Genomic DNA, 21,839 nt, shown 5'->3' with positions numbered 1-21,839 from the left:
ATCGGTTGCATTCGACTCCTCTGCCGGATCTTTAGCCGCGTCAATGGAAATCCCGGCTCGTGTTGCTCTGCGCGAGCCGCCCCATGAGCGGCGTCAGGTCCTTGAAGCCGGTGGCGATCAGGTGCTGCACCTTGCCGCCGCTGTCGTCGTCGCGCTGCCAGGTGCCCTGCACCGCGAGCAGGTGCGACTTGAGCAGCGGCTCGCGCCAGGCCTCGATGACATGGCTCCAGACGATCACGTTGACGTTGCCGGTCTCGTCCTCCAGCGTGACGAAGATGGTGCCGTTGGCGGTCTGCGGGCGCTGCCGCCCCTTGACGATGCCGCAGGCGCGCGCGGTCTGCCCGCTGGAGAGCGAACGCAGCTCGGCCGCGCTCATCAGCTTCATGCGCGCCAGGCGCGGGCGCAGCAGCGCGAGCGGATGGCGGCGCAGCGTGAGCCGCAGCGCCGCGTAGTCGCCCACGATCTCCTCGCCCTCCGACGCGGCTGGCAGCAGCAGCGCCTGCTCGTTGATCGGCACACCTCGCAGCAGGGCCGGCGCGCGCCGCTGCGCGGTGGCGTCCCACACCTGCTGGCGCCGATGGCCCGAGAGCGAGATCAGCGCATCGGCCGCGGCCAGCGCGGCCATGTCCTTGCCGTCGAGTTCGGCACGCAGGGCGAGATCCTCGGTGCTCGTGAACTGCGCCTGCGCGCGTGCCTCCAGCAGGCGCTTGGCCCCGCCATCGCTGAGGCTCGCGATGCGGTTCAGGCCCAGCCGCACCGCGGGCTGGTTCTCTCTGCCGAGACGGTCGGCATAGCGCTCGTCGGTGCCGGGCGGCATGCGCGGCGCGCCGGGATCGCGGGCTTCGAGCGTGGTGTCGATCCCGCTGCGCGTGACGTCGACCGGGCGCACCTCCACGCCATGGCGGCGCGCGTCCTGCACCAGCTGCGAGGGGCTGTAGAAGCCCATCGGCTGCGAATCGAGCAGTGCGGCGAGAAAACAGGCCGGCTCGTAGTTCTTGAGCCAGCTGCTCACCGTCACCAGCAGCGCGAAGCTGGCGGCGTGGCTCTCGGGGAAGCCGTAGTCGCCGAAACCCATGACCTGCTTGAAGATGGCTTCGGCGAAGCTGGCCTTGTAGCCGTTGAGAACCATGCCGTCCACCAGCTTGTCGTGGAACTTGCCGAGGCCACCCTTGCGCTTCCATGCGGCCATGGCACGGCGAAGCTGGTCGGCCTCGTCGGCGGTGAATTTGGCCGCGATCATCGCGATCTGCATCACCTGCTCCTGGAAGATCGGTATGCCCAGCGTGCGCTCCAGCGCTGGGCGCAGCTCGTCCTTCTCGTAGCGGATGGGCAATTTCTTGGCGACCCGCTCCCGCTGCTTGAGATACGGATGCACCATCCCGCCCTGTAGGGGCCCCGGCCGCACGATGGCGACCTCGATCACCAGGTCTTCGTAGGTGCGCGGCTTCAGGCGCGGCAGCATCGACATCTGAGCGCGGCTCTCGATCTGGAACACGCCGATGGTGTCGGCGTCGCAGATCATGTCGAACACCTTCTGGTCGTCGGCCGGTATCTGATGCATCTCGATGGCCGAGTTGCGCCAGCTGTTCATGTGCGCGAGCCCCCGGCGGATCGCGCTGAGCATACCGAGCGCCAGCACGTCGACCTTGAGCATGCCCATCGCCTCGAGGTCGTCCTTCTCCCACTGGATGACGGAGCGCTTCTCCATCGACGCCTTCTCCACCGGCACCAGCCGCGTGAGCTTGGTGTGCGTGAGCACGAAACCGCCCACGTGCTGGCTCAGGTGGCGCGGAAAGCCCTTGAGCCGCCGCGTCATCTCGATCCAGTGCACCAGCTTGAGCTCGTCTTCCTGCACGCCTGCGCGCGCCGACGCCCGCTGCAGCTGCTCGCCGAGCACAGCTTCGTCGAACCAGTAGTGGTCCTTCGCGAACTCGTCGATCAGCCGCTCGTCGATGCCGATGGCCTTGCCCACGTCGCGCAGTGCGCTGCGGGAGCGGTAGCAGATGACGACGGCAGCGATGGCTGCGCGCTCGCGGCCGTATTTTTCGTAGATGTACTGGATGACCTCTTCGCGCCGCTGGTGCTCGAAGTCGACGTCGATATCGGGCGGCTCGCGGCGCTCGCGGCTCAGAAAGCGTTCGAACAGCAGCGTGGCCTTGTCTGGATTGATGGCGGTGATGCCGAGGCAAAAACAGACCGCCGAGTTGGCTGACGAGCCGCGCCCCTGGCAAAGAATGTCCTTCGAGCGGGCGAAGCGCACGATGTCTTCCACCGTGAGGAAGAACATCTCGTATTCGAGCTCGACGATGATGTCGAGCTCTTTCTGCACCTGTGCCTGTACCTTCTCGGGAATGCCGCCTGGATAGCGATTCCGCGCACCTTCCCACGTCTTGCGCACCAGCGTCTGCGCCGGCGTCTCATCGTTACCCAGGTTTTCCAGCGGGTACTTGTAGTTCTCCCGGATCACCTTCGGATCGAACCTGCACCGCTCCATCACCACCAGCGTGTTCTCCAGCATCTGCGGCAGATAAATCTCCGCAAGCCGCACGCGCTGTCGCAGATGCCGCTCGGCATTCGACTGCAGCGCGAAGCCGCACTCGGCCACCGTCTTGCCTTCGCGAACGGCCGTCAGTATGTCGTGCAGCGGCTTGCATGAACGCGCATGCATGTGCACGTCGCCGGCAGCCACGAGCGGTACGCCCGCGTCCTCGCCTGCCTGCATCAGCGTGACGAGCCAGAGGTCGTCGTCGAGTTCATTGAACAGTTCAACCGCCAGCCAGAGGTTCCCGCCGTACAGCGCCTTGGCGGCCAGAAGGTCTTCGTGCAGCGTGGCCGTATCCATCGCGCCGCCGGGGTTGCGATTCGGTACGAAGAGAACCTGGCAATGCTGCAGCGAAGCCACGTCGCTCTCATCCCAGCTCACGCGGTACTCGCCCTTGGGCAGCTCGGTGTTGCGCGCGGCGGTGATGAATTCGCAGAGGTTGCCCCAGCCCTCGGTGTCGTTCGCTATCACAACGAGCCTGAAGCGCTCGAACCGGAACTCGCTGCCGAACAGCAGGCGGAAGCTTGGGTTGCGCGGGATCTTCGGCTCGTTGGGGTGCTCGCGCTCGTATTCGCAAAGCTTGTTCTCCATGTCGCGCAGGCACACGTGCGCCCGCACGATGCCGGCCACCGAGCACTCGTCGGTGATGGCCAGCGCCTTGTAGCCGAGCTGGTAGGCCCGGTCCACGATGTCCTCGGGCGTCGAGGCGCCGCGCTGGAAGCTGAAGTTGGTCAGGCAGTGCAGCTCTGCATAGTCGGGCAGCCTGGACTCAGGTGCCTTGCGCAGCGGCACCGGCAGCGCATGCACCTTGGCGGGCTGCCGCCTGCTTTCCTGCTTGCCGCTGAGCTCAGGCATAGAAGCCCTGCAGGTACCAGCGGACCTCGCCGGAAGAAAAGCGCGCGGCGGGCCGCTCGCGGAAGATCCACACCAGCCCGGCCTCGGGGCTTTCCGCGACGTAGTAGTCGCGCATCGCGGGCTGGCCGCCCTCTTCCTTGTCGCCCCACCAGCCGGTCTCGACGCGCTGCGGGCCGATCAGCCGGCTCAGCGGGCCGCGGTAGCACGGGCGCTCGCCATCCATTTCGAGCAGCAGCGGTTCGGGCAGCAGCCACGGCGGGTAGACGGCGTCGGGCTGCGAAGCCACTGCGGCAGCCTGCTTCCGGCTCCTGTCGTCGGCCGCTTTCTCTTTCCCCTTTTCCTTCTGCAATGCAGGTCGCCACGCCTGCTTGCGCTCGGGCCGGTGGTCGGCCTGCGCAGCCGGCACCACCACCTGCTGCGGACCGAGCCGCACGCTGAGCCGCTCGACCATCTCGTGCAGCCTGTCGCCCTTGCGGTTGTCCTCCGGCAGGAAGCTGGTGCTGGCGCCGGCCCAAGGATCGGTCTCGAGGGTGCGCAGCCTGATCCAGCTCGCGGGCGCGGCCAGCGTGGCGAGGGCCAGCTTTTCGGACAGCAGCCGGCGCAGGTGCGCCATGTCCTGCGTGGGCTCGGCCGTGCGCACGGTGAGCTGCTCGTGCGGCGGCAGGTTCACGCCGTTGAGGCGCCGCAGGTCGAGCGTCCATTGCAGTTCCATCGCACGCACACCGCGCTGGCGGGCGCGCAGCCAGAACTGCAGCGAGGTCAGCAGCCGGTTGGCCGACCACATGAGCTCGGGCGCGGTCTCGGCCAGCGCGGGCAGCTCCAGCTTCTGCTCGAACACGTCGGGCAGCGTGAGCCAGCAATGGCTTTCGGGGCGCAGGCCCCAGGCGATGTCGAGCGCCTCGCGCAGCCCGGCGCCGAAGCGCCGCGTGAGTCCGCCGCGCGGCAGCGCCGCCACCTCGCCCCAGGTGCGGCAGCCCAGGCGCGCGAGCAGGTCGAGGTGCTCGCGCGCGGCGCTCAGCGTGTCGAGCGGAAGGCCGGCAGGCACGTCCTTCGGGCGCTTCTCCTCGCGCGCGAACAGGCGCAGCCGCGCCAATGCGATCAGGCTGGTGGCGCCCTGCGTGCCCAGCATGCGCGCGTCGGGCACGGGGTTGTCGGCCACCAGCAGGCGCATCAGCTGCATGCGCCCGCCCCAGAGGCGTTCGCAGGCGGAGACTTCGAGCATCAGGGCTTCGTCGAGCCAGGCGACGTGGGGCGTGTACTTCAGGGCCCACCAGCCCAGGGCTTCGAGCGTGGGAAGCGTCGAGGCGTCGGACGCGTCGGCTTCAGGCAACCACCGCAAGGCGATCCAGTGCATCCGGGCCTCCTTTCCATGCGTCGATGCGCACCACCGTGGCCGACGCCGCACCGGCCGGCACCGTGCCCTGCTGCTGCAGGCGCAGCTTGCGCCGCAGCCGGGCGGCGGCAAGCAGTGCCGCCATGCGCTCGTTGCGCGCCGGCAGCATCACCGGTGCGGCCAGCGGCGGGCCGCGTCGCTTGAGGATGTTCAGTTCGATCTGCGAGACATCGGCCTGGCTGCGGTCGGCCCTGATGCGCAGCCGCGCAGGCGATGCCGACAGCGCCACCGACTCGGGCCGGCACACGAAGAGCAGCACCTCGTGCTGTGCGGCCGCCAGCTGCAGCCGCCGCAGTTCGCCCACCCGCGCCTGAGGCAGCCAGGCCACGACGGCGGACACGTCGGCGCAGCGCAGCGCCTGCTCGCAGGCCCACAGCCGCGCGGCCGGGGCCTCGCTGCGCACCCACATCAGCGCCTCCACCGGCAGCCCCTGCGCCGCGAGGGAGGCGCCGCAGGGCTCGTAGGGCGCGCCGATCAGCACCACCGGCCCGCCCCGCGCGGCCACCGCCTGCGCCAGCGCGGGCAGCAGCAGCCGCCAGACATGGGCTTCGGGCGCAGGCAGCAGCAGTTCCGTCATCGCGCCGACCGGCCAGCCGCCGCCCGGCAGTTCCGCGTCGAGCGCGGCATGGCCGGTGGCGATGACCTGCGCGTCGGCAAGGCCGAGTTCGTCGGCATGCCAGACGCCACGGCCCGCGGCAGCGGAGAAGGAATCGAGGAAAGGGAGGCCCATGGCGATGACTGTTAACTGTATTTTCATACAGTATTTCATGAGCCACAACCCGAAGCCCGGAAAAGCCGTTTCTTCTTCACAGAGCGTTTCACATTGCGGCGAGCTGCGCCTTTCCCATCGTCGGATACTGGCCACGGATGCAGCCCCCGACGATTCCTTTCCACCTCACCCGCGCCGAACTGCTGCGCATGGGCGCCGCGCTGTGCGCCGGCGCCGCGCTCCCCGCCTTCGCCCAACCCCAGTCCAAGCCAGCCATGAACACCCGCCCCATCCCCTCCACCCGCGAGGCGCTGCCCGTGATCGGCTGCGGCACCTGGATCGGCTTCGACCAGCGCCCCGGCACCGAGGAATACGCGCGCCTGCCCGGCGTGCTCGACGCGCTGTTCGCGGCCGGCGGCACGGTGATCGACAGCTCGCCCATGTACGGCCGCTCCGAGGAAACCACCGGCGAGCTGCTGGCAGCATCGAAGCAGCAGGTCAGGCCCTTCCTCGCCACCAAGGTGTGGACCTCGGGCCGCGAAGCCGGCATCGCGCAGATGGAGCAGTCCTTCGCGCGGCTGCGCACGCAGCACATGGACCTGATGCAGGTGCACAACCTCGTCGACTGGCGCACGCATCTCGCCACGCTGCGCGGCTGGAAGGAAAAGGGCCGCGTGCGCTACATCGGCGTCACGCACTACACGGCCTCGGCCTACGGCGAGGTCGAGGCGGTGCTGAAGGCCGAGAAGCTCGACTTCCTGCAGATCAACTACTCGCTCGACGCGCGCGAGGCCGAGCAGCGCCTGCTGCCGCTGGCCGCCGAGCGCGGCGTGGCGGTGATCGTCAACATGCCCTTCGGCGGCGGCGGCGGGCTGCTGCGCCGGCTGCGCGACAAGCCGCTGCCGCCCTGGGCCGCCGAGATCGGCTGCAACAGCTGGGCGCAGGTGCTGCTGAAGTTCGTGCTGAGCCACCCGGCCGTGACCTGCGCCATACCGGGCACCAGCCGCCGCGAGCACATGGCCGACAACGCGGCGGCCGGCGCGGGCAGCTTTCCCGACGCGGCCTTCTGGCGCCGCGAGGCCGCTGCTATTCGAACTTGACGTTGTGCTCGCGCACGGTGGCGCCGAAGGCGTCGTACTGCGTGCGGAAGAACTCGGTGAACTTCGCGGGGCTCATGCCATAGCCCTCGAAGCCCTGCTGCACCAGCTGCGCGTGCACCTCGGGGCGCTTCAGCGTGTTCTGCAGTTCCTGCGAGAGCCTGTCGGTGATCGCCTGCGGCAGCCCCGGCGGCCCGAAGAAGCCGGCCCACGGCGTGATGGTGAGCTTGCCCAGCCCCAGCTCGCCGCCCGTGGGCACGTCGGGCAACAGGGCGCTGCGCTGCGGCAGCAGCGTCACCAGCGCGCGGATGCGCCCTTCCTTCACGAAGCCCGGCGCCAGCGTGCCGGTGGTGAACATCATCTGGATCTGCCCGCCCAGCAGGTCGGTCATGGCCTGCATGTCGCCCTTGTAGCGCGCGTTGACCACCTTGCGGTCGCCCAGCAGCTGCAGCATCGCGAGCTCCGAGGCGCTGTTGCTCGATGCCGAATTGAGCGCGCCGGGCTTCGACGCCACCAGCGCGAGCAACTCGTTCACGCTCTTCACCGGCAGGCTCGCAGGCACCACCAGGAACATCGAGAACTGCCCGGCCGAGCTGATCGGCGTGAAGGCCTTGAAGGGGTCGTAGGGCGGCGTCGGCCGCAGCGTGGGCGCGGCCACCATCGCGGTGTTGGTGCCCATCAGCAGCGTGTAGCCGTCGGGCCTGGCCGACGAGATGGCCTGCGCGGCCAGCACGCCGTCGGCGCCGGGGCGGTTCTCCACGATCACCTGCTGGCCGAGCTGCTTGGACAGGCCCTCCGCGATGATGCGCGTGAGCACGTCGGCGCCGCCGCCGGCCGCGAAGCCCACGATCAGCTTCAGCGGCTTGTTGGGGAATGTGTCGGCGCTCCATGCCGCCGTGCCGGGCAATGCCGTGGCGGCGGCAAGGGCCGCCAGGGCGAGTGTTCTGCGTCGCATGATGACGGCCCTCCGGTTCAGAAGAGATGGCGCACGCCGAATTCCCAGCCGGTCGAGCGATGCCCGGCCGCCGGCGCCACGCCGCCGCTGACCACGTAGCGCGCCTGCCCGCTGTTCATCAGCCGTGCGTAGGTGCCGTAGAGCGCGGTGCGCTTGGAGAGGTTGTGGACGTAGCCGATGCCGAACTGCCGCGCGTCGTCGCGGTGCGCGGCATGCCGTTGGCGTTGCGCAGGCTCTCGTCGCTGCGGTCGTCGAGGTAGGCGTAGCTGATGCGGATGCGCCCGACTTCGAAAGCCGGGATGTGCGCGCCGATCTCGGCCGTGTTCTTGCGCACCGTGCCGGCCGCCAGCTTCACCGTCACCTTGTTGTAGAGCGCGAAGAACTTGGCGAAGCCCGCGTCCCACGAGCCGCCGATGTTGGCGTGCGTGTAGTTGCCGACGGTGGCGGTGGCATTGAATTTCGAGCGCGTGACGGCCGCCGCCACGTCGAAGGCGCCCGATGCGAAGCCGAAGCGCGCGCCCGCGAAGTTGCCGTCGTGGCGGTTCGCCAGGGTCGAGTCGTTCTCGCCGGTGCCCACCATCGCCATGCCGTAGAAGCCGCCGAGGTTGGGCGGCAGCCAGTAGCTCACCGTGTTGCTGCCGGTGATGGTGGTGGGCAGCGGCCCGGTGCCCACGGCCGCGAAGGTGAGGTTGCCCGCGCGCGCGCCACGCCGTTGGCGTTGAACGGGTCGAAGTAAATGCTGTTGTAGTGCATGGGAATGAAGTCGTGGCCCAGCCGCAGCTCGCCCAGCTTGTCCGACGACAGGCTCACGAAGGACATGCGGTCGAAGGTGATCGGGCCCGCCGTGCCCGCGCCGCTTGCCTGGTTGTTGGAATTGCTCGGGCGGCCGGTGCCGGTGTCGGGGTTCAGGCTGCCTTCGAGCCAGAAACCCGCGCGCAGGCCGCCGCCCAGGTCCTCGGTGCCGCGAAAGCCCAGCCGGCTGGTGGAAAGCCCGCCGTTGGACAGCGCCTTCACCGAGCCGCCGCCCGGACCCGCCCCGCTGGTGTACTGGATGCCGAGGTCCATCACGCCGAACACGGTCACGCTGGATTGCGCCTGTGCGACGCCGCTGCTGGCGAGCCCCAGCGCTGACCACATCAAGATTCTCTTCATGGTTTCTTGTCTCCTGCTTCTTCTCTTGGTTGAAAAACTCGGAACGACCGCGCAGGGCTGCGCCACCGGATGCGGACGGGGGGTCCGCGCCGGTTGGCAAAAGCCGTGATCGGAAGAGGTCTAGCCCGGGGGCGCGGTGCGCTCGACGCGCACGAGGACGGCGCCCTTCGAAAGCGGCCCCACGTTGCGCCGGTACTGCTGCAGCCAGCCGGTGTCGTGCACCGGCGGCGGCGCCTGCCAGTCGTCGCGGCGCGCCTGCAGTTCGGCGTCTGTCAGGTCGATGTCGAGGCGGCGCGCGTCGAGATCGATGGTGATGGTGTCGCCGTCGCGCACCAGCCCGAGCGGGCCGCCCAGCGCGGCCTCGGGCGACACCTCGGCCACCACCAGCCCCTTGCAGACCAGGCCCGAGAGATGCCCGTCGGTCAGCAGCGCCACCTGGTCGCCCAGCCCCGCGCCGTCGACGGCGAAGACCACGCGCGACGCCCCGCCGCCCATGGCCGGGCCGCCGCAGGCACCAGCGCCGCGCATCACGACGACCTGGCCGGGCACGATCTCGCCCTTCTTCAGCGCGGCGATGGCGGCGTCCGAAGTCCAGAAGCACACGGCCGGGCCGGTGAAGCGCCGCACCTTGCGCTCGGCGATGCCGGTCTTGATGAGGCCCGACTCGGGCGCGAGGTTGCCGCGCAGCAGCACGATGGCCGGCAGCGGCGCCACCGGGCGGCCAATGGGGCGGATCACTTCGGCGTTCGCCACCTCGGCATCACGCAGGTTGTCGGCGACCGTACCGCCGGTGACGGTGCGCACGCCGGTGTCGAGCAGCGGCTCGAGCTGCTTCATCAGCGCGCGGCAGCCGCCGGCCGCTTCGAAGGCTTCGATGGAGTCGTTGCCGATGGGCCGCACGCCGGCCAGCACCGGCGTCTCGGGGCCGAGGCGCTCGAACATGCCGTACACGTCGACACCGGTCTCGCCCTCGGTCGCCACCGCCTGCAGGTGCTTGGCGGTGTTGAGCGAGCCGCCGATGGACAGCACCGCGCGCACCGCGTTGGCGAAGGCGCCGGGCGTGAGGATGTCGCGGGGCTTCAGGTCGTCCCACACCATCTGCACGATGCGCGTGCCGGCCGCGCGCACGTCGGCCATCATCTTCGGGCTCAGCGCCGCCACCGGCGCGCTGCCCGGCAGCGCCATGCCGAGCGCCTCGCAGACGATGTGCATCGAGTTCGCCGTGCCCAGGCCCGAGCACACGCCGGGGCCGCGAATGGCCTCGCGGCTCATGCCCACGAGTTCTTCCACCGGCAGGTTGCCGGTGACGGCGTGCATCGCGCCGATGAACACCTCCTCGATGTCCATGTGGTGGCCCTTGTACTCGCCGCTGGGCTGGTAGCCGCAGGGCACGAGCAGCGTCGGGATGTTCAGCCGCGCGGCCGCCATGAGCTGGCCCGGAACCGTCTTGTCGCACGAGGTAAGGCAGACCATGCCGTCGAGTTGCGCGCCTTCGACGGCCACCTCGATGTCGTTGGTGACGAGGTCACGCGCCGCCAGCATGTAGGCGCCGCGCGCGCCGGCGCCGGTGATGAAGTCGCTGGGCGCGGCCGTGCGGATCTCGAAGGGCACGCCGCCCGCCGCGCGGATGGCCTCCTTGATCTCCGCCGCCACGCGGTCGAGGTGGCTGAAGCAGGCGGCCAGCTCGGAGGAGCTGTTGACGATCGCGATCTTGGGCTTCTCGCAGTCCTCCTCCGGAATGCCGAGCGCGCGCCAGTGCGCGTTGCGCACCGACCAGAGGTAGGAGCCGCGCGGGAAGTTGCTGCGCAGGGGGCGGGTCATGGCTGGGCTCCCTTGTTGTTCTTCTTGGTGATCTCGACCACGCCACGGTCGGCGTCCACGCGCACCCAGTCGCCGGTCTCTATGCATTCGAGCGGGTCGCGCTCGAAGTCGGTCATCGAAGGCGCGTGCGTGACCACCGCGCCCAGCGCCATCTTGGTCGTCATCTCGTTGAACAGGAAAGCGGCCGGCGCCGATTTCATGAGCCGCGTCATGTGGAACATGGCCGACCAGCCCGAGGAGCCCTTGGCGCCCGGAAACACCAGCACCTTGCCCGCGAAGCTCTGGCCGCGCAGTTCGTGCCGCGTCTCGACGACGGTGCCGGTGCGCGGGTCGATGCCGCCCCAGCCCGAGATGCGGTCGCGCGTGACCAGCGCTTCGCCTTCGGCCACGCCGCCCACCACCTTGCGGCCGCGGATGACGATGGTCCGTTGTTCGGTAATGACTTCGGCGCTCATGCGTAGCCTCCGTTCCAGCGGCCGGTGCAGGCTGCATCGATGCATTCAGCCGTGCTGCCGAACCAGGCCTGCACGCCGAGGATGGCGGGCAGGTAGTGGGCCTGCTTGGCGGAATCGAGCGCGACAGTCTTCGTGCCCTTGGGCACGGCGCGGCTCATGGCGGAGCAGCTGTCGCCCATGATGATGCCGCCCGCGGCCTCGATGATCTTCGTGTAGCCGTTGCGGTCGGCCAGCGCCTTGATGGCGCGCGGCGTGAAGATCCACAGCTCGCAGTCGGGGTGCACCTTGCGCCCTTCGATGAGCTGCGCGGCCTCCCAGATCTGCTCGATGGTGTAGTGCGGGCAGCCCAGCATCACGTACTGCACCTCGGCGTCCTTCGCCGTGATGTTGATCTTCTCGTAGGTGGCGCGGCGCTCGGCCTCGCCGTAGCGCAGCACCTGCACCGGGGCGCGCCCGCCCAGTGCCTGTTCGAGCGTGAGCGCCTCGGGCGTGACGCCGGCGATGTGATACATCTCCACGCCGCCCGAAGACGACGCCGCCGCGCCGAAGTGCTTGAGCCTCGGCAGGTTCGGCACCCGCGAGATGCCGCGCCGGCTGTGCACCACCGGCACGCGCTCCTGCACGTGCTCTCCGATGTAGTAGCCCAGCAGGCCCCAGTCCTGCACCGACTCGACATCGATGTCGAGCTCGACCACGTGCGTGGCGTGGCGGTTCTGGTCGAGGTGGTAGCCCCAGTAGGGAATGCGGCCGGTGAGCATGGCCGCGCCAGTGCTCTCGCGGCCTTCGGTGTTGGTGCGCGCGCCCAGCACCGAATTGCAGTACACGACCGCCGACGACTCCATCCATGCGCAGTGCTCGCCGCGCGTCGGGATGTTGCCGACCTGGTAGGGCGTGCAGGTGTTCATGATCTGCGCGCCGAGTCCGGCGGCGTGGCGCTCGCTCTTCTCGTAGAAGCGCACGATCTCCTCGCTCACGCCCATGCGCTCGGGCTGGCCGGGGTCGAAGCCCAGTTGGAGGTGGCTGGTGAAGACCTTGAACTTCGGGATCTCGACGGTCTCCTGGCTGTCGAGGCTGAATTCGGAGAACACCGCGTCCATGCCGCCGCCCTTGGCGAGCGCGAAGTCGCGCTGGAAGGGCGTGGTCGAGGTGATGGTGGCGCAGACGTTGCGCGTCTCGACCAGTCGCTCGGCGCCCAATGCTTCGCCGTAGCGCACCAGCAGGTCCATCGCCTTCTGCACCGCCGGGCCGTCGCGCCCGTCGTACATGGCCTTTTCTTCATCGCTCAGGTGCATGACCTGTGTCTCCGTTCTTTCTTGTGTCGTGGGGATCGGGCCCCGGCCGGGCCTGCTAGCCCGGCGAGGGTGTGGGTGTGGGCGTCGGCACGTGGCCGCCGATGTCTCGCGCGATGCTCAGCGCGATGTCGTGCAGGCGCGGCGCGAGTTCGTTGCGCAGGCGCTCCTCGGTGAAGACGAAGGCGGCGCCGCCGCCGTTGAGCGCCATCACCTCGCCGTCGGGCCCGATGAGCGGCACCGACACCGAGTTGATCTCGCGGTGGAACTCGCCCAGCGAGAGGCAGTAGCCCAGCCGCTTCGATTCGCCGATGGCGCGGTTCATGCCGGGCGCGATGCTGTCCCACTCGGGGCCGCGCAGCAGGCGCATCGAATCGACGAGCTGGTTGCGCTGCGCCTCCGGCAGCGCCGAGAGGTACGCGCGGCCGAGCGCCGAGTTGGCCAGCGGCGCGCGCGAGCCGACGTCCAGCCGCGCAGAAAGCATCGACGAGCGCGGGCGGCAGGCTTCGATCAGCACCATCTCCATGCCGTCGCGCACAGCCAGGTAGACGGAGGCGCCGACTTCTTCAGCCATCGCCTGCATGCTGGGTCGCGCGGCGGCGCGCACGTCGAGGCTGCCGAGGAACACGCGCGACAGCGACACCACGCCCGGCCCGAGCATGAAGCGGTCGGCCGCCTGCGCCGGCTTGAGCATGCCCAGCGAGAGCAGCGTGGCGACCAGCCGGTTGACGGTGGCGCGCGGAATGCCGGTCATGCGCGCCAGGTCGGCATGGCCGAGCACCGGACGGTCTTCGCTGAAGCAGCGCAGCACGGAGATGCCGCGCTCCAGCGCGCTCACGGTGTCGGAGCGCTCGCCGCGCGCGTCGGCCTGCTGTTCGGCCTGGGGGAAAGAGGTGTCGTTCTTTTCGGTGGACATGGAGGAACCCTTCGCAAGACTCTCAGGATCGGGACTCCCGAATGTAGAGGCTCGCGGACGGAGGGTTGCCGGGTTCATGGCCGCGCGAGTTCCAGTGCAGGCCCATCAGGCGCCGGCCTCGGCCGTGGCCAGCGGAGCGCTGTCGCCCTGCCCGGCACCGGCGCGCAGGTACACGCCCTGCTCCAGCAGCGCGGACTGCAACGCGCCCACGTCGACGAAGCGCGGCGCGATGTCGCCGCGCGAGGCCAGCGCGGCAGCCACGCCTGCCGCTTGGCCGGTGATCCAGCACTGCGGGATCTCGCGCATGAAGCCGTGCGAGTTGCGGTCGCAGGAGATGTGGCGACCGCAGGCCAGCAGGCCGTCGAGCTGCCTGGGCACCAGCGCGCCGTAGGGGATGGAGATGTTCGGGAACTTGGGCGAGACTGCGGGCGACACGCCGATCTCGTCGGCCAGCGGCACGCCGTCGGGCCACTGGCTGCGCAGCACCGAGCCCACGCCGACGAGGCGCCGCGCGTGGCGCACGCCGATCTGCGGCGCGCTCAGCATCAGGTAGGCGTTCTCGAAGCCCGGCGCATGGGCGCGGAAGTAGTCCAGGTGCGCGGCCATGGCGCGGTGCGAGCGCACCTCCACGGCGGTGAGGTCATCCACGTCGAGCGCCGAGTAGCCCGACTGTCGCGGCCCCATGAAGAGCGCCACGTCATTGCGCCACGAGACGAAGGGCCGCTCGAACAGGCCGCACTGTTCGCGCCCGCCGGCCATGAAGGCGGTGAAGGCCTCGGGCTGGCCGGCCTTGAACTCGATCCAGCGGTTCATGTCCACGCCGCCGAAGAGCCAGGAGGTGTTCATGCAGTGATGCACGTCGGCCTCCTCGATGTCGTTCACGTACTCCGCGCCGGCGCGGGCGAACAGGTCGCCGTCGCCGGTGGCGTCTACCACCACGTCGGCCATGATGGCCATGCGGCCTTCCTTGCTCTCGAACACCACGCCCTTGACCGCGCCATCCTGCACGATGGGAATGGCGGCCCACGAGTGATAGATGAGCTTGACCTTGCGCTCCAGCACGATCTCCTGCGAGAGCAGCTTGAGCCGCTCGGGGTCGATGGTGGGCGACCAGGTGACGACGCCGTGGTAGGCGGCGGTGCGCTGCGACCAGTGGGCGGCCTTGGCCGCGTCCTGCGAGCCCCAGTCCTCGCGCGCCGGGCCGGCGATGGCCTCGGCCGGCAGGCGGTCGAACAGCTCCTCGGCGAAGCCGCGGATGACCAGCTTGCCTTCCCAGTCGGTCATGCGGTCGATCCAGATGACGAGCCCGCCGGTTGAAAGACCACCCAGGTGGTTGTAGCGCTCGAGCAGCGCCACGTCGGCGCCCGCGCGGGCCGCGGCGGCGGCGGCCGCGGTGCCCGAGGGGCCGCCGCCCACCACCAGCACGCCGCAGCGGTGATAGACCGGGATGCTCTTGCCGGGCTCGGCCCAGCTGCCGTGGTCAGGCCGCTTGACGCGGCTGTCGCGGTCGAAGATGTCGGAGGTCAGGATGCGCTCGTCGGTACGGACGACAGTTTTCATGAATGCGTTCTCGGCTTGGCTTGTTTCGTCGTATTTTGATTTCACTTTCCATTTTTTGAAAGTTGAAAGTCCAATATTCGGGGGTATTCCCTAGTAAATATGGATTTTTATGGATTTCAAGATCAATATCTAAGAAGCATTCCAACGGAGACATCGATGAAGAAACCTCACGGCACCCGCCGTGCCTTCGGCTCGGCCATCGGCGCCGCAGTCCTTCTGGGCCTCGCGCCCCTGGCCATGGCGCAGGACTTCCCGGCGCGCGGCAAGCCCATCCGCATCGTCGTGGGCTTCACGCCCGGCGGCGGCACCGACGCGCAGGCGCGCATCGTTGCGCAGAAGCTCGGCGAGGTTCTGAACACCAGCGTGATCGTCGACAACAAGCCCGGCGCCAGCACCATGCTGGCGGCCAACGAGGTGTCGCGCGCCCAGCCCGACGGCTACACGCTGCTGTACGCGCCCTCGTCCACCATGGCGCAGAACCCGCACACCTTCGCGCAGGTGCCCTACGACCCGTTCAAGGACTTCACCGCCATCTCGATGGGCGGGCGCGGGCCGCTGGTGCTCTCGCTGAGCACCAGCGTGCCGGTGAACAACGTGAAGGAGCTGGTGGCCTACGTGAAGGCACACCCGGGCAAGGTGAGCTATGCCTCCTTCGGCGCGGGAACCTCTTCGCACATCTACGGCGAGGCCTTCGTGAAGAAGACCGGCATCGACGCGGTGCACATTCCGTACAAGGGCGGCTCCGACGCGGCGAAGGACCTGATTGGCGGGCGCGTGCAATACATGTTCGACTCGGCCTCCTCGGCCATCATCACGGCCTCCAGCGGCAAGGTGAAGGTCCTCGCGGTGGCCTCCAATGCGCGCATCGCGGCGCTGCCCGACGTGCTCACGTTCGCCGAGCAGGGCTATGCCGGGCTCGACCTGCCAAGCTGGCTGGGCTTCTACGGCCCGGCGCGCATGCCGGCGCCGGTGGTGGAAAAGCTCAACGCGGCGCTCGCCAAGGTGCTGGCGATGCCGCAGGTGCAGGAGTTCTATCGCAGCGGCGGTTACGAGGCGGGAGCGACCACGCCGGAGGAGTTCGCCAGCATCACGCGCTCCACCTACGACAGCTGGGGCGCGATGGTGCAGCAGGTGGGGCTGGTCAAGCAATGAACGACAAGCCCCTTTCGCGCCGCCGGATTGCCGCGTGCCTCGCGCTCGGTGCCGCCATGCCTGCGCTGCTTGCGCATGCCGCCGCGCCCTTTCCGGACAAGGGCCGCACCATCCGCATCGTGCTGGGCCTGGCGGCCGGCGGCGCCTCGGACGCGCAGGCGCGCTTCGTCGCCAACAAGCTCGGCGAGGTGCTGCAGACGCCGGTGATCGTGGAGAACCGGCCGGGCGCGAGCTTCATCCTCGCGACCGAGGAGGTGATCCGCGCCGCGCCCGACGGCTACACATTCATGTACGCGCCCTCCTCCGTGATGGCGCAGAACCCGCAGACGCTGGCGCAGGTGCGCTACGACCCCTTCAAGGACCTCACGCCGATCTCGCTCGGCGCGCGCGGCCCGCTGGTGCTGACCGTGCATGCGAGCGTGCCGGCGCGCACGGTGCAGGAGCTGGTGGCGTACATCAAGGCCAACCCGGGGAAGATGAGCTACGCCTCCTTCGGCACCGGCACCTCCTCGCACATCTACGGCGAGGCCTTCGCGCGGCAGGCGGGGCTGGACGTGGTGCATGTGCCGTACAAGGGCGGCGCCGACGCGGCCAAGGACTTTCTCGCGGGCCGTGTGCAGTACTACTTCGACGCGGCGCCCAACGCCATCCAGAACACGGCCACCGGCAAGGTGCGCATGCTGGCTGTGGCCGCACCGAAGCGCAGCCCGATGCTGCCCGACGTGCCCACCATGGGCGAACAGGGCGTGAGCGGCGTCGACATGCCGAGCTGGCTGGGCTTCTACGGCCCGGCGCGCATGCCGGCACCGGTGGTCGAAAAGCTCAATGCCGCGCTGGCCCAGGTGCTGGCGATGCCCGTCACGCGCGACTTCTTCCGCCAGGGCGCGTACGAGGCCGAGTCGTCGAGCCCGAAGCAGCTGGCCGACCTGACACGCTCGACCTACGACCAGTGGGGCGACATCATCCGCAAGCTGGGGCTGGTGAAGCAGCAGCAATAACAGCTGCAGCGAGGCTCAGCGGAAGAACTCCACGAGCCGCGCGTTGACCTCGTCGGCGCGCTCGTACTGCGCCCAATGGCCGGCGCCGTCGATCACCACGCCCTCGCGCGCCGGCCCTTCGGCCGCCAGTTGAGCCACCAGCGGGCGCGGATCGGCCGTCACGTCGAACTCGCCCCACAGCAGCAGCGTCGGGACGCCCATCGTGGCCAGCGCCTGCTGCAGCCCGCCCGACTGCGACACCTCCTTGCTGCGAAAGCGCGTGCCGTGGCAGGAGACATCGTGGATGGCGAACGCCAGCTCGTCGATGGCGGCGGCGTCGTGCAGCATCAGCGCCGCCAGGTTGTGCAGCAGCGCGGCGCGCTCGGCTTCGCGGTCGGGGGCGGCGCGCCAGTTGATCATCTGCGCCGTCATGCGCCGCAGCGTGCCGTGGCCGCCGCTGCCGATCAGCGCGAGGCGGCGGACCGCACCGCGACCGGCGCCGAAGCGCGCGGCCGTCAGCCCGCCGAAGGAGAAGCCGCCGAGGTCGATGGTGGTGCCCGCGCCGATGAGCTGGTCGAGCGTGCCGCCGAGCGCGGCGAGCAGCGGCTGCAGCGGGTCTTCGCCGGGTGCCACGCGCGGCGGTGCGTCGGATTCGTTGAAGCCCGGCATGTCGGGCAGCCACAGCGTGCGGCCTGCCGAGAGCGCTTCTGCATTGAGCAGCCAGTGCATCCAGCTGCCGTGGCCGCCGTGCAGCAGCACCAGCGGTGGCCGGCTGGCGTCCGTGCCGAAGCGGCGCCAGCGCACGCGCACGCCCTCGTGCACCGCGTCGTGATGGGTCGAGAGCGCGTCGATGCGCGCGATGAGGTCGGCGTTCATGGCCACATCCTCTGCAGTTCACGTTCGCCGTCGAGGAACTGGTGCTTCAGCGCGGCCAGCACATGCAGCCCGACGAGCACATAAAGCACGTAGCCGGCCCATTCGTGGACACCGCCCAGCACGGTGTGCCAGGTCTCCTTCACCGTCGGCTCGATGGCCATGATCCAGCCGATGCGCGGCCATTCGAAGAGGCCGAAGAGCTGCATCGGGTGCGTGGCGGCGTCCTTCCAGGCCGAGTCGTGCATCCAGCCCGACAGCGGCAGCAGGATCATCAGCACGTACAGCGCGCCGTGCGCCAGGTGGGCGGCGAAGCGCTCGAAGGCGCCGTAGGAGCCCGGCATGGCCGGCGGCTTGTGCGTGGCGCGCCAGAGGATGCGCATGATGACCAGGCCCAACACCGTGATGCCGATGGACTTGTGGGTGTCGACGGCCGGGCGCACCCACTCGTCGGGATAGCGGTCGACCAGCAGGATCAGCGCGATGTTGACGATCATGAGCACCGCGATCAGCCAGTGCAGCGCGATCGCGGTTCGGGTGTAGCGGGTTTGTGCGAGCATGCGGGGAATTTTCGGGCGGGGGCCGACTCAGTCGGGAGCGCGTGCGATTGTCCGGGCATTCCCCGGGCTTTTCGAAACCGCAGGCCGAGTATTTGCGTATCACGAACCTCCGACCGACCGATCGACAGCCGCCCGGGCCCACTTCCCTTGAACGATCCACTACAAAGCGCCTTCCTGGCCGCGTCGCCGCGCCTGTCTCCCCCCGCCACGCCGCTGCGCAGCTGGCTCATCCACGGGAGCGTGCTCGTGCTGTGGGCGCTGCTTTTCGCCATGGCGTTCAAGGCGGTCGATGTCGGGGCGTGGTCGGTGGGCGTGGCCTACGTGCTCTACGACACGGTGCTGCTGCTGTTCGTCGCGTGGATGACGCTGCCGATCCTACGGCCCCGGCCGGCGCCTTCGCCCGCTGCGGCCGCCCGGCGCAACACCCTGGGCGTGATCGTCGCCTCGCACAACGAGGCCGCCGTGCTGCCGGTGACGCTGGCCGCCCTGCTCGCCCAGACCGACCTGCCCGAGCGCATCGTGATCGCCGACGACGGCTCGAGCGACGGCACGGCCGAGTTGCTCACCACGCGCTACGGGCTCGTCGCTCCCGAGCTCGGCGAGCTGAGCGCGCCCAGTACGCTGCATCCGTCGCTGCGCTGGCTGCGGCTGCCGCACGGCGGCAAGGCGGTGGCGCTGAACGCGGGCATCCTGCGCATCGACACCGACATCGTGCTCACGGTCGACGGCGACACCCTGCTCGACAGCCGCGCCATCGGTGCGGTGCGCCGGGCCTTCTCCGAAGAGCCGGAACTCGTGGCCGCCACCGGCGTCATCACGCCCGTGTGCAGCCGCACGCTGGCCGGCCGCTGCTTCCAGTGGTTCCAGACCTACGAGTACATCCGCAACTTCCTCTCGCGCTATGCATGGATGCGCGTCAACGGCCTGCTGCTGATCTCGGGCGCCTTCGCGGGCTTTCGCACCGAGGCGGTGCGCGCGGTCGGCGGCTTCGACACCGACTGCCTGGTCGAGGACTACGAACTCATCCACCGCCTGCACCACCACGCCCAGGCCCACGGCCTGCCGTGGACGGTGCGCGTGCTGGGCGACGCGCAGGCGCACACCGACGCGCCGAGCAGCACCGGCGCCTTCCTGCGCCAGCGCCGCCGCTGGTTCGGCGGCTTCCTGCAGACGCAGTTCTGGTACCGCGCGATGGTCGGCGACCGGCGCTACGGCTGGCTCGGCGTCGCGATGCTGCCGGTGAAGGCCGTCGACACGCTGCAGCCGCTCTATGGCCTGGCCGCCTTCGGGCTGCTGCTGGTGTACCTGGCGCGCGGCAACCTCGGCGTGCTGGCGCCGGTGGCCGGCGTGATCGGCGCGAAGATCGTGCTCGACCTCGTCTTCCACCTGTGGTCGGTGCACCTGTACCGGCGCTGGGTCGGCAACGGCAGCGAAGCCAACTTCGTGCAGGCCTTCGCAGCCGCGCTGGTCGAGCCCTTCACCTTCCAGATCCTGCGGCACACGGGTGCGGCATGGGGCTGGTGGATGTTCCTGACGGGGCGCGGCACCTGGGGCCGGCAGACGCGGGTAGGGCTGGTCGATGCCGATGGCGTTCGGCGCGGCTGAAGCTTCAGCCGCCGAACCGGAAGCTCGACACCACCAGCCCGCCCATGAACGCGTCCTCGTGATACACGCGTTCGCCGGCTTCGCCTTCTGCCGCGCCAACGGCCACCATCAGCGGAATCAGATGCTCCTCGCGCGGATGCGCCATGCGCGCCGCCGGGGCTGAATCCCACTGCAGCAGTTGCGCGCTGCGCTCGCCGGCCGTGCTCTTCACGACGGCAGCGTCGAGCCAGTCATCGAAAGCCTTCGACACACCGTGCGCCTGCGGACCGAAGTTGCGCAGGTTGTGGTAGCTCAGCCCGCTGCCGACGATCAGCACGTTCTCGTCGCGCAGCGGTGCGATAGCGCGGCCCAGCGCGAGGTGCTCGGCGGGGTCGAGCCCTCGGCGCAGCGACAGCTGCACCACCGGCACGTCGGCCTTGGGGTAGATGGCGGCCATTGGCGAGAACATGCCGTGGTCGTAGCCGCGCTGCGGGTCGATCTGCACCGGCAGGCCGGCGGCGGCGATGAGCGACTGCACGCGCTGCGCCAGCTCGGGCGAGCCGGGCGAGTCGTAGTGCACCTCGTAGGTATGCGGGGGAAAGCCGCCGTAGTCGTAGATCATCGGCGGCTTGGCGCTGCCCTGCACCGTGAAGGCGGGCGCCTCCCAGTGGGCCGACACCATCAGGATGGCGGCGGGGGTGCGGCCGATCTGGCGGGGCATGTCGGCCAGCGAGGCCTCGAGCCGGTCGTAGGTCGAGCCCATCTCCTTCTTCATCCAGGGCCAGGGGCCGCCGCCGTGCGAGATGAAATACGTGGGCAGTCGGGGCGAAGCGGAAGTGTTGTCGTGGGTCAAGTCGATGCTCCTCGATGAAAGCGTTGGATCGACTGTAGACATTTCCTTGGAGGAAATCGACAGGCTACGATGCATCGGATCAGTTCCTGCCAGGAAATCTTCGACAAGGATGCGCACATGGATCGGATGACCAGCCTGCGGGTGTTCCGCGAAGTCGTGGAAGCGGGCAGCTTCGTGGCGGCGGCCGGGCGGCTGGGCATGTCTGCGCCGATGGCGAGCAAGCACGTGGCGCAGCTGGAGAAGTCGCTGGGCGCACGGCTGCTGCACCGCTCCAGCCGGCACCTGAGCCTGACCGAGGCCGGCACCGCCTGGTACGAGCAGAGCCGCCGCGCGCTCGATCTGCTCGACGAGGCCGAGGCCGCCATCGGCCAGACCAGCGACACGCCGCGCGGCCAGCTCAAGGTGAGCGCGCCCGTGTGGTGCGCCACGCCGCGCTTCGCCCGGGTGCTGGCCGACTACCGCGAGAAGTACCCGGAAGTGCTGGTCGACATGCACCTGGAGAACCGCAAGGTCGACCTCGCGGCCGACGGCTACGACCTCGCGCTGCGCGCCACGCAGGAGCCCTCGCCCGCGCTGATCGCCCGGCCGCTGTGCCGGGTGCCCTTCTTCCTCGCCGGCACGCCCGCCTACCTGGAGCGCATGGGCGGCGTGCCCGCCGTGCCGGCCGACCTCGCGAAGCTGGGCGCCATCGTGCCGAGCTACGTGAACCTGGATAACCTCGCGCTCAAGGGCCCGGGCGGGCGGATGTTTCCGCTGCGTCTGGTGCCGGCCATGCGCTCGGACGACACCACGCTCACACTGCATGCTGTGCGCGCGGACATGGGCATTGCCTACATGCCCACCTGGCTGATCGACGACGACATCGCGCAGGGCCGGCTGCTGCGGCTGCTGCCGGACTTCGACGCCGAGCCGGTGACGCTCTTCGCGGTGTACACGAGCCGGCAGTACATGGCGCCCAAGCTGCGCACCTTCATCGACTTCCTCAGCGAAAGGCTGGGCGACATGGAGCCCGCTGAACGCTTCCTGAAGAACGCACCTTTTCGGGGCAAGGTCATGCATGCGCGGCTAAAGTCCTGAGCTCTCCGGGAGACCTCGC

At 69.4% G+C, this 21,839-nt stretch carries 20 protein-coding genes; 5 read left to right on the top strand and 15 right to left on the bottom strand.

What is annotated here, in order from left to right; genetic code table 11:
* Positions 1-40 precede the first annotated feature (40 nt).
* Genes ACAM57_RS12310 through imuA form a run of 3 tightly spaced genes read right to left on the bottom strand, consistent with a single transcriptional unit; the run spans position 41 to position 5,520 of the window.
* Entirely contained in the window at positions 41-3,397 is a 3,357-nt protein-coding gene (locus tag ACAM57_RS12310; RefSeq protein ID WP_369661840.1) for an error-prone DNA polymerase, read from the bottom strand.
* Entirely contained in the window at positions 3,390-4,751 is a 1,362-nt protein-coding gene (locus ACAM57_RS12305; RefSeq protein WP_369661839.1) for a DNA polymerase Y family protein, read from the bottom strand. The genes ACAM57_RS12310 and ACAM57_RS12305 overlap by 8 nt, the downstream gene beginning before the upstream one ends.
* On the bottom strand, positions 4,720-5,520 hold the full coding sequence (gene imuA / locus ACAM57_RS12300; RefSeq protein WP_369661838.1) for a translesion DNA synthesis-associated protein ImuA: 801 nt from the start codon (positions 5,518-5,520) through the stop codon (positions 4,720-4,722). Before imuA ends, ACAM57_RS12305 begins: the two co-directional genes overlap by 32 nt.
* 188 nt (positions 5,521-5,708) lie before the next feature.
* On the opposite strand from imuA, the gene ACAM57_RS12295 reads away from it, so the two are divergent.
* Positions 5,709-6,599 (top strand): aldo/keto reductase, encoded by an 891-nt coding sequence (locus ACAM57_RS12295; RefSeq protein WP_369662428.1) that lies wholly within the window; start codon positions 5,709-5,711, stop codon positions 6,597-6,599.
* On the opposite strand, the gene ACAM57_RS12290 is transcribed toward ACAM57_RS12295, so the two are convergent.
* The 9 genes from ACAM57_RS12290 to ACAM57_RS12250 form a co-directional block, all read right to left on the bottom strand.
* Positions 6,586-7,551 (bottom strand): Bug family tripartite tricarboxylate transporter substrate binding protein, encoded by a 966-nt coding sequence (locus tag ACAM57_RS12290; protein ID WP_369661837.1) that lies wholly within the window; start codon positions 7,549-7,551, stop codon positions 6,586-6,588. The genes ACAM57_RS12295 and ACAM57_RS12290 overlap by 14 nt on opposite strands.
* A gap of 17 nt (positions 7,552-7,568) precedes the next feature.
* Positions 7,569-7,730, bottom strand: coding sequence for a hypothetical protein (locus tag ACAM57_RS12285; RefSeq protein WP_369662427.1), 162 nt, complete (start codon positions 7,728-7,730; stop codon positions 7,569-7,571).
* The gene (locus ACAM57_RS12280) at positions 7,670-8,224 is read right to left on the bottom strand and encodes a porin (RefSeq protein ID WP_369661836.1); all 555 of its coding nucleotides are present in this window, start codon (positions 8,222-8,224) and stop codon (positions 7,670-7,672) included. Before ACAM57_RS12280 ends, ACAM57_RS12285 begins: the two co-directional genes overlap by 61 nt.
* On the bottom strand, positions 8,176-8,703 hold the full coding sequence (locus ACAM57_RS12275) for a porin (protein WP_369661835.1): 528 nt from the start codon (positions 8,701-8,703) through the stop codon (positions 8,176-8,178). Before ACAM57_RS12275 ends, ACAM57_RS12280 begins: the two co-directional genes overlap by 49 nt.
* Positions 8,704-8,823: 120 nt before the next feature.
* Complete coding sequence (locus ACAM57_RS12270; protein WP_369661834.1) at positions 8,824-10,524, bottom strand: dihydroxy-acid dehydratase; 1,701 nt, start codon at positions 10,522-10,524, stop codon at positions 8,824-8,826.
* Positions 10,521-10,979 (bottom strand): DUF126 domain-containing protein, encoded by a 459-nt coding sequence (locus tag ACAM57_RS12265; protein WP_369661833.1) that lies wholly within the window; start codon positions 10,977-10,979, stop codon positions 10,521-10,523. The genes ACAM57_RS12270 and ACAM57_RS12265 overlap by 4 nt, the downstream gene beginning before the upstream one ends.
* Positions 10,976-12,271 carry an aconitase X gene (locus ACAM57_RS12260; protein ID WP_369661832.1) on the bottom strand — a complete coding sequence of 432 codons (1,296 nt, stop codon included), beginning with the start codon at positions 12,269-12,271 and terminating at the stop codon, positions 10,976-10,978. Before ACAM57_RS12260 ends, ACAM57_RS12265 begins: the two co-directional genes overlap by 4 nt.
* Before the next feature lie 55 nt (positions 12,272-12,326).
* The gene (locus tag ACAM57_RS12255) at positions 12,327-13,184 is read right to left on the bottom strand and encodes an IclR family transcriptional regulator (protein ID WP_369661831.1); all 858 of its coding nucleotides are present in this window, start codon (positions 13,182-13,184) and stop codon (positions 12,327-12,329) included.
* A 105-nt stretch (positions 13,185-13,289) separates the two neighbouring features.
* Positions 13,290-14,744 carry an FAD-dependent oxidoreductase gene (locus ACAM57_RS12250; RefSeq protein WP_369661830.1) on the bottom strand — a complete coding sequence of 485 codons (1,455 nt, stop codon included), beginning with the start codon at positions 14,742-14,744 and terminating at the stop codon, positions 13,290-13,292.
* A gap of 156 nt (positions 14,745-14,900) precedes the next feature.
* Here ACAM57_RS12250 and ACAM57_RS12245 point away from each other — a divergent pair, with 156 nt between their 5' ends.
* Positions 14,901-15,896 (top strand): Bug family tripartite tricarboxylate transporter substrate binding protein, encoded by a 996-nt coding sequence (locus ACAM57_RS12245; protein ID WP_369661829.1) that lies wholly within the window; start codon positions 14,901-14,903, stop codon positions 15,894-15,896.
* Positions 15,893-16,894: a Bug family tripartite tricarboxylate transporter substrate binding protein gene (locus tag ACAM57_RS12240; protein ID WP_369661828.1), complete on the top strand. Its 1,002-nt coding sequence runs from the start codon at positions 15,893-15,895 to the stop codon at positions 16,892-16,894. Before ACAM57_RS12245 ends, ACAM57_RS12240 begins: the two co-directional genes overlap by 4 nt.
* A gap of 15 nt (positions 16,895-16,909) precedes the next feature.
* Here the strand turns inward: ACAM57_RS12240 and ACAM57_RS12235 are convergent, their stop codons facing one another.
* Together ACAM57_RS12235 and ACAM57_RS12230 are read right to left on the bottom strand one after the other, a co-directional pair.
* A complete protein-coding gene (locus tag ACAM57_RS12235; RefSeq protein WP_369661827.1) occupies positions 16,910-17,749 on the bottom strand; it encodes an alpha/beta fold hydrolase in 840 nt (279 codons plus the stop codon).
* Entirely contained in the window at positions 17,746-18,306 is a 561-nt protein-coding gene (locus tag ACAM57_RS12230) for a cytochrome b (protein ID WP_369661826.1), read from the bottom strand. The genes ACAM57_RS12235 and ACAM57_RS12230 overlap by 4 nt, the downstream gene beginning before the upstream one ends.
* Before the next feature lie 147 nt (positions 18,307-18,453).
* On the opposite strand from ACAM57_RS12230, the gene ACAM57_RS12225 reads away from it, so the two are divergent.
* Entirely contained in the window at positions 18,454-19,911 is a 1,458-nt protein-coding gene (locus ACAM57_RS12225) for a glycosyltransferase family 2 protein (protein ID WP_369661825.1), read from the top strand.
* Positions 19,912-19,915: 4 nt separating this feature from the next.
* Here ACAM57_RS12225 and ACAM57_RS12220 read toward each other — a convergent pair whose 3' ends face one another.
* Positions 19,916-20,743: a class III extradiol ring-cleavage dioxygenase gene (locus tag ACAM57_RS12220; RefSeq protein WP_369661824.1), complete on the bottom strand. Its 828-nt coding sequence runs from the start codon at positions 20,741-20,743 to the stop codon at positions 19,916-19,918.
* A gap of 117 nt (positions 20,744-20,860) precedes the next feature.
* Between ACAM57_RS12220 and ACAM57_RS12215 the strand changes: the two genes are divergently transcribed.
* Entirely contained in the window at positions 20,861-21,820 is a 960-nt protein-coding gene (locus tag ACAM57_RS12215) for a LysR substrate-binding domain-containing protein (protein ID WP_369661823.1), read from the top strand.
* The last annotated feature ends 19 nt before the right edge of the window (positions 21,821-21,839 follow it).

Source organism: Variovorax sp. V15, from assembly GCF_041154425.1.
Lineage (GTDB): Bacteria > Pseudomonadota > Gammaproteobacteria > Burkholderiales > Burkholderiaceae_C > Variovorax > Variovorax guangxiensis.
The sequence above is the reverse complement of the archived record's forward strand: the minus strand, read 5'-3'. Positions and strand labels throughout refer to the sequence as shown.

Bases quoted from the DNA above. Each gene is read 5' to 3' on its own strand.
- ACAM57_RS12310 (WP_369661840.1), bottom strand. From the start codon at position 3,397: ATGCCTGAGCTCAGCGGCAAGCAGGAAAGCAGGCGGCAGCCCGCCAAG.
- ACAM57_RS12305 (WP_369661839.1), bottom strand. From the start codon at position 4,751: ATGCACTGGATCGCCTTGCGGTGGTTGCCTGAAGCCGACGCGTCCGAC.
- imuA (WP_369661838.1), bottom strand. From the start codon at position 5,520: ATGGGCCTCCCTTTCCTCGATTCCTTCTCCGCTGCCGCGGGCCGTGGC.
- ACAM57_RS12295 (WP_369662428.1), top strand. From the start codon at position 5,709: ATGGGCGCCGCGCTGTGCGCCGGCGCCGCGCTCCCCGCCTTCGCCCAA.
- ACAM57_RS12290 (WP_369661837.1), bottom strand. From the start codon at position 7,551: ATGCGACGCAGAACACTCGCCCTGGCGGCCCTTGCCGCCGCCACGGCA.
- ACAM57_RS12275 (WP_369661835.1), bottom strand. From the start codon at position 8,703: ATGAAGAGAATCTTGATGTGGTCAGCGCTGGGGCTCGCCAGCAGCGGC.
- ACAM57_RS12270 (WP_369661834.1), bottom strand. From the start codon at position 10,524: ATGACCCGCCCCCTGCGCAGCAACTTCCCGCGCGGCTCCTACCTCTGG.
- ACAM57_RS12265 (WP_369661833.1), bottom strand. From the start codon at position 10,979: ATGAGCGCCGAAGTCATTACCGAACAACGGACCATCGTCATCCGCGGC.
- ACAM57_RS12260 (WP_369661832.1), bottom strand. From the start codon at position 12,271: ATGCACCTGAGCGATGAAGAAAAGGCCATGTACGACGGGCGCGACGGC.
- ACAM57_RS12255 (WP_369661831.1), bottom strand. From the start codon at position 13,184: ATGTCCACCGAAAAGAACGACACCTCTTTCCCCCAGGCCGAACAGCAG.
- ACAM57_RS12250 (WP_369661830.1), bottom strand. From the start codon at position 14,744: ATGAAAACTGTCGTCCGTACCGACGAGCGCATCCTGACCTCCGACATC.
- ACAM57_RS12245 (WP_369661829.1), top strand. From the start codon at position 14,901: ATGAAGAAACCTCACGGCACCCGCCGTGCCTTCGGCTCGGCCATCGGC.
- ACAM57_RS12240 (WP_369661828.1), top strand. From the start codon at position 15,893: ATGAACGACAAGCCCCTTTCGCGCCGCCGGATTGCCGCGTGCCTCGCG.
- ACAM57_RS12235 (WP_369661827.1), bottom strand. From the start codon at position 17,749: ATGAACGCCGACCTCATCGCGCGCATCGACGCGCTCTCGACCCATCAC.
- ACAM57_RS12230 (WP_369661826.1), bottom strand. From the start codon at position 18,306: ATGCTCGCACAAACCCGCTACACCCGAACCGCGATCGCGCTGCACTGG.
- ACAM57_RS12215 (WP_369661823.1), top strand. From the start codon at position 20,861: ATGGATCGGATGACCAGCCTGCGGGTGTTCCGCGAAGTCGTGGAAGCG.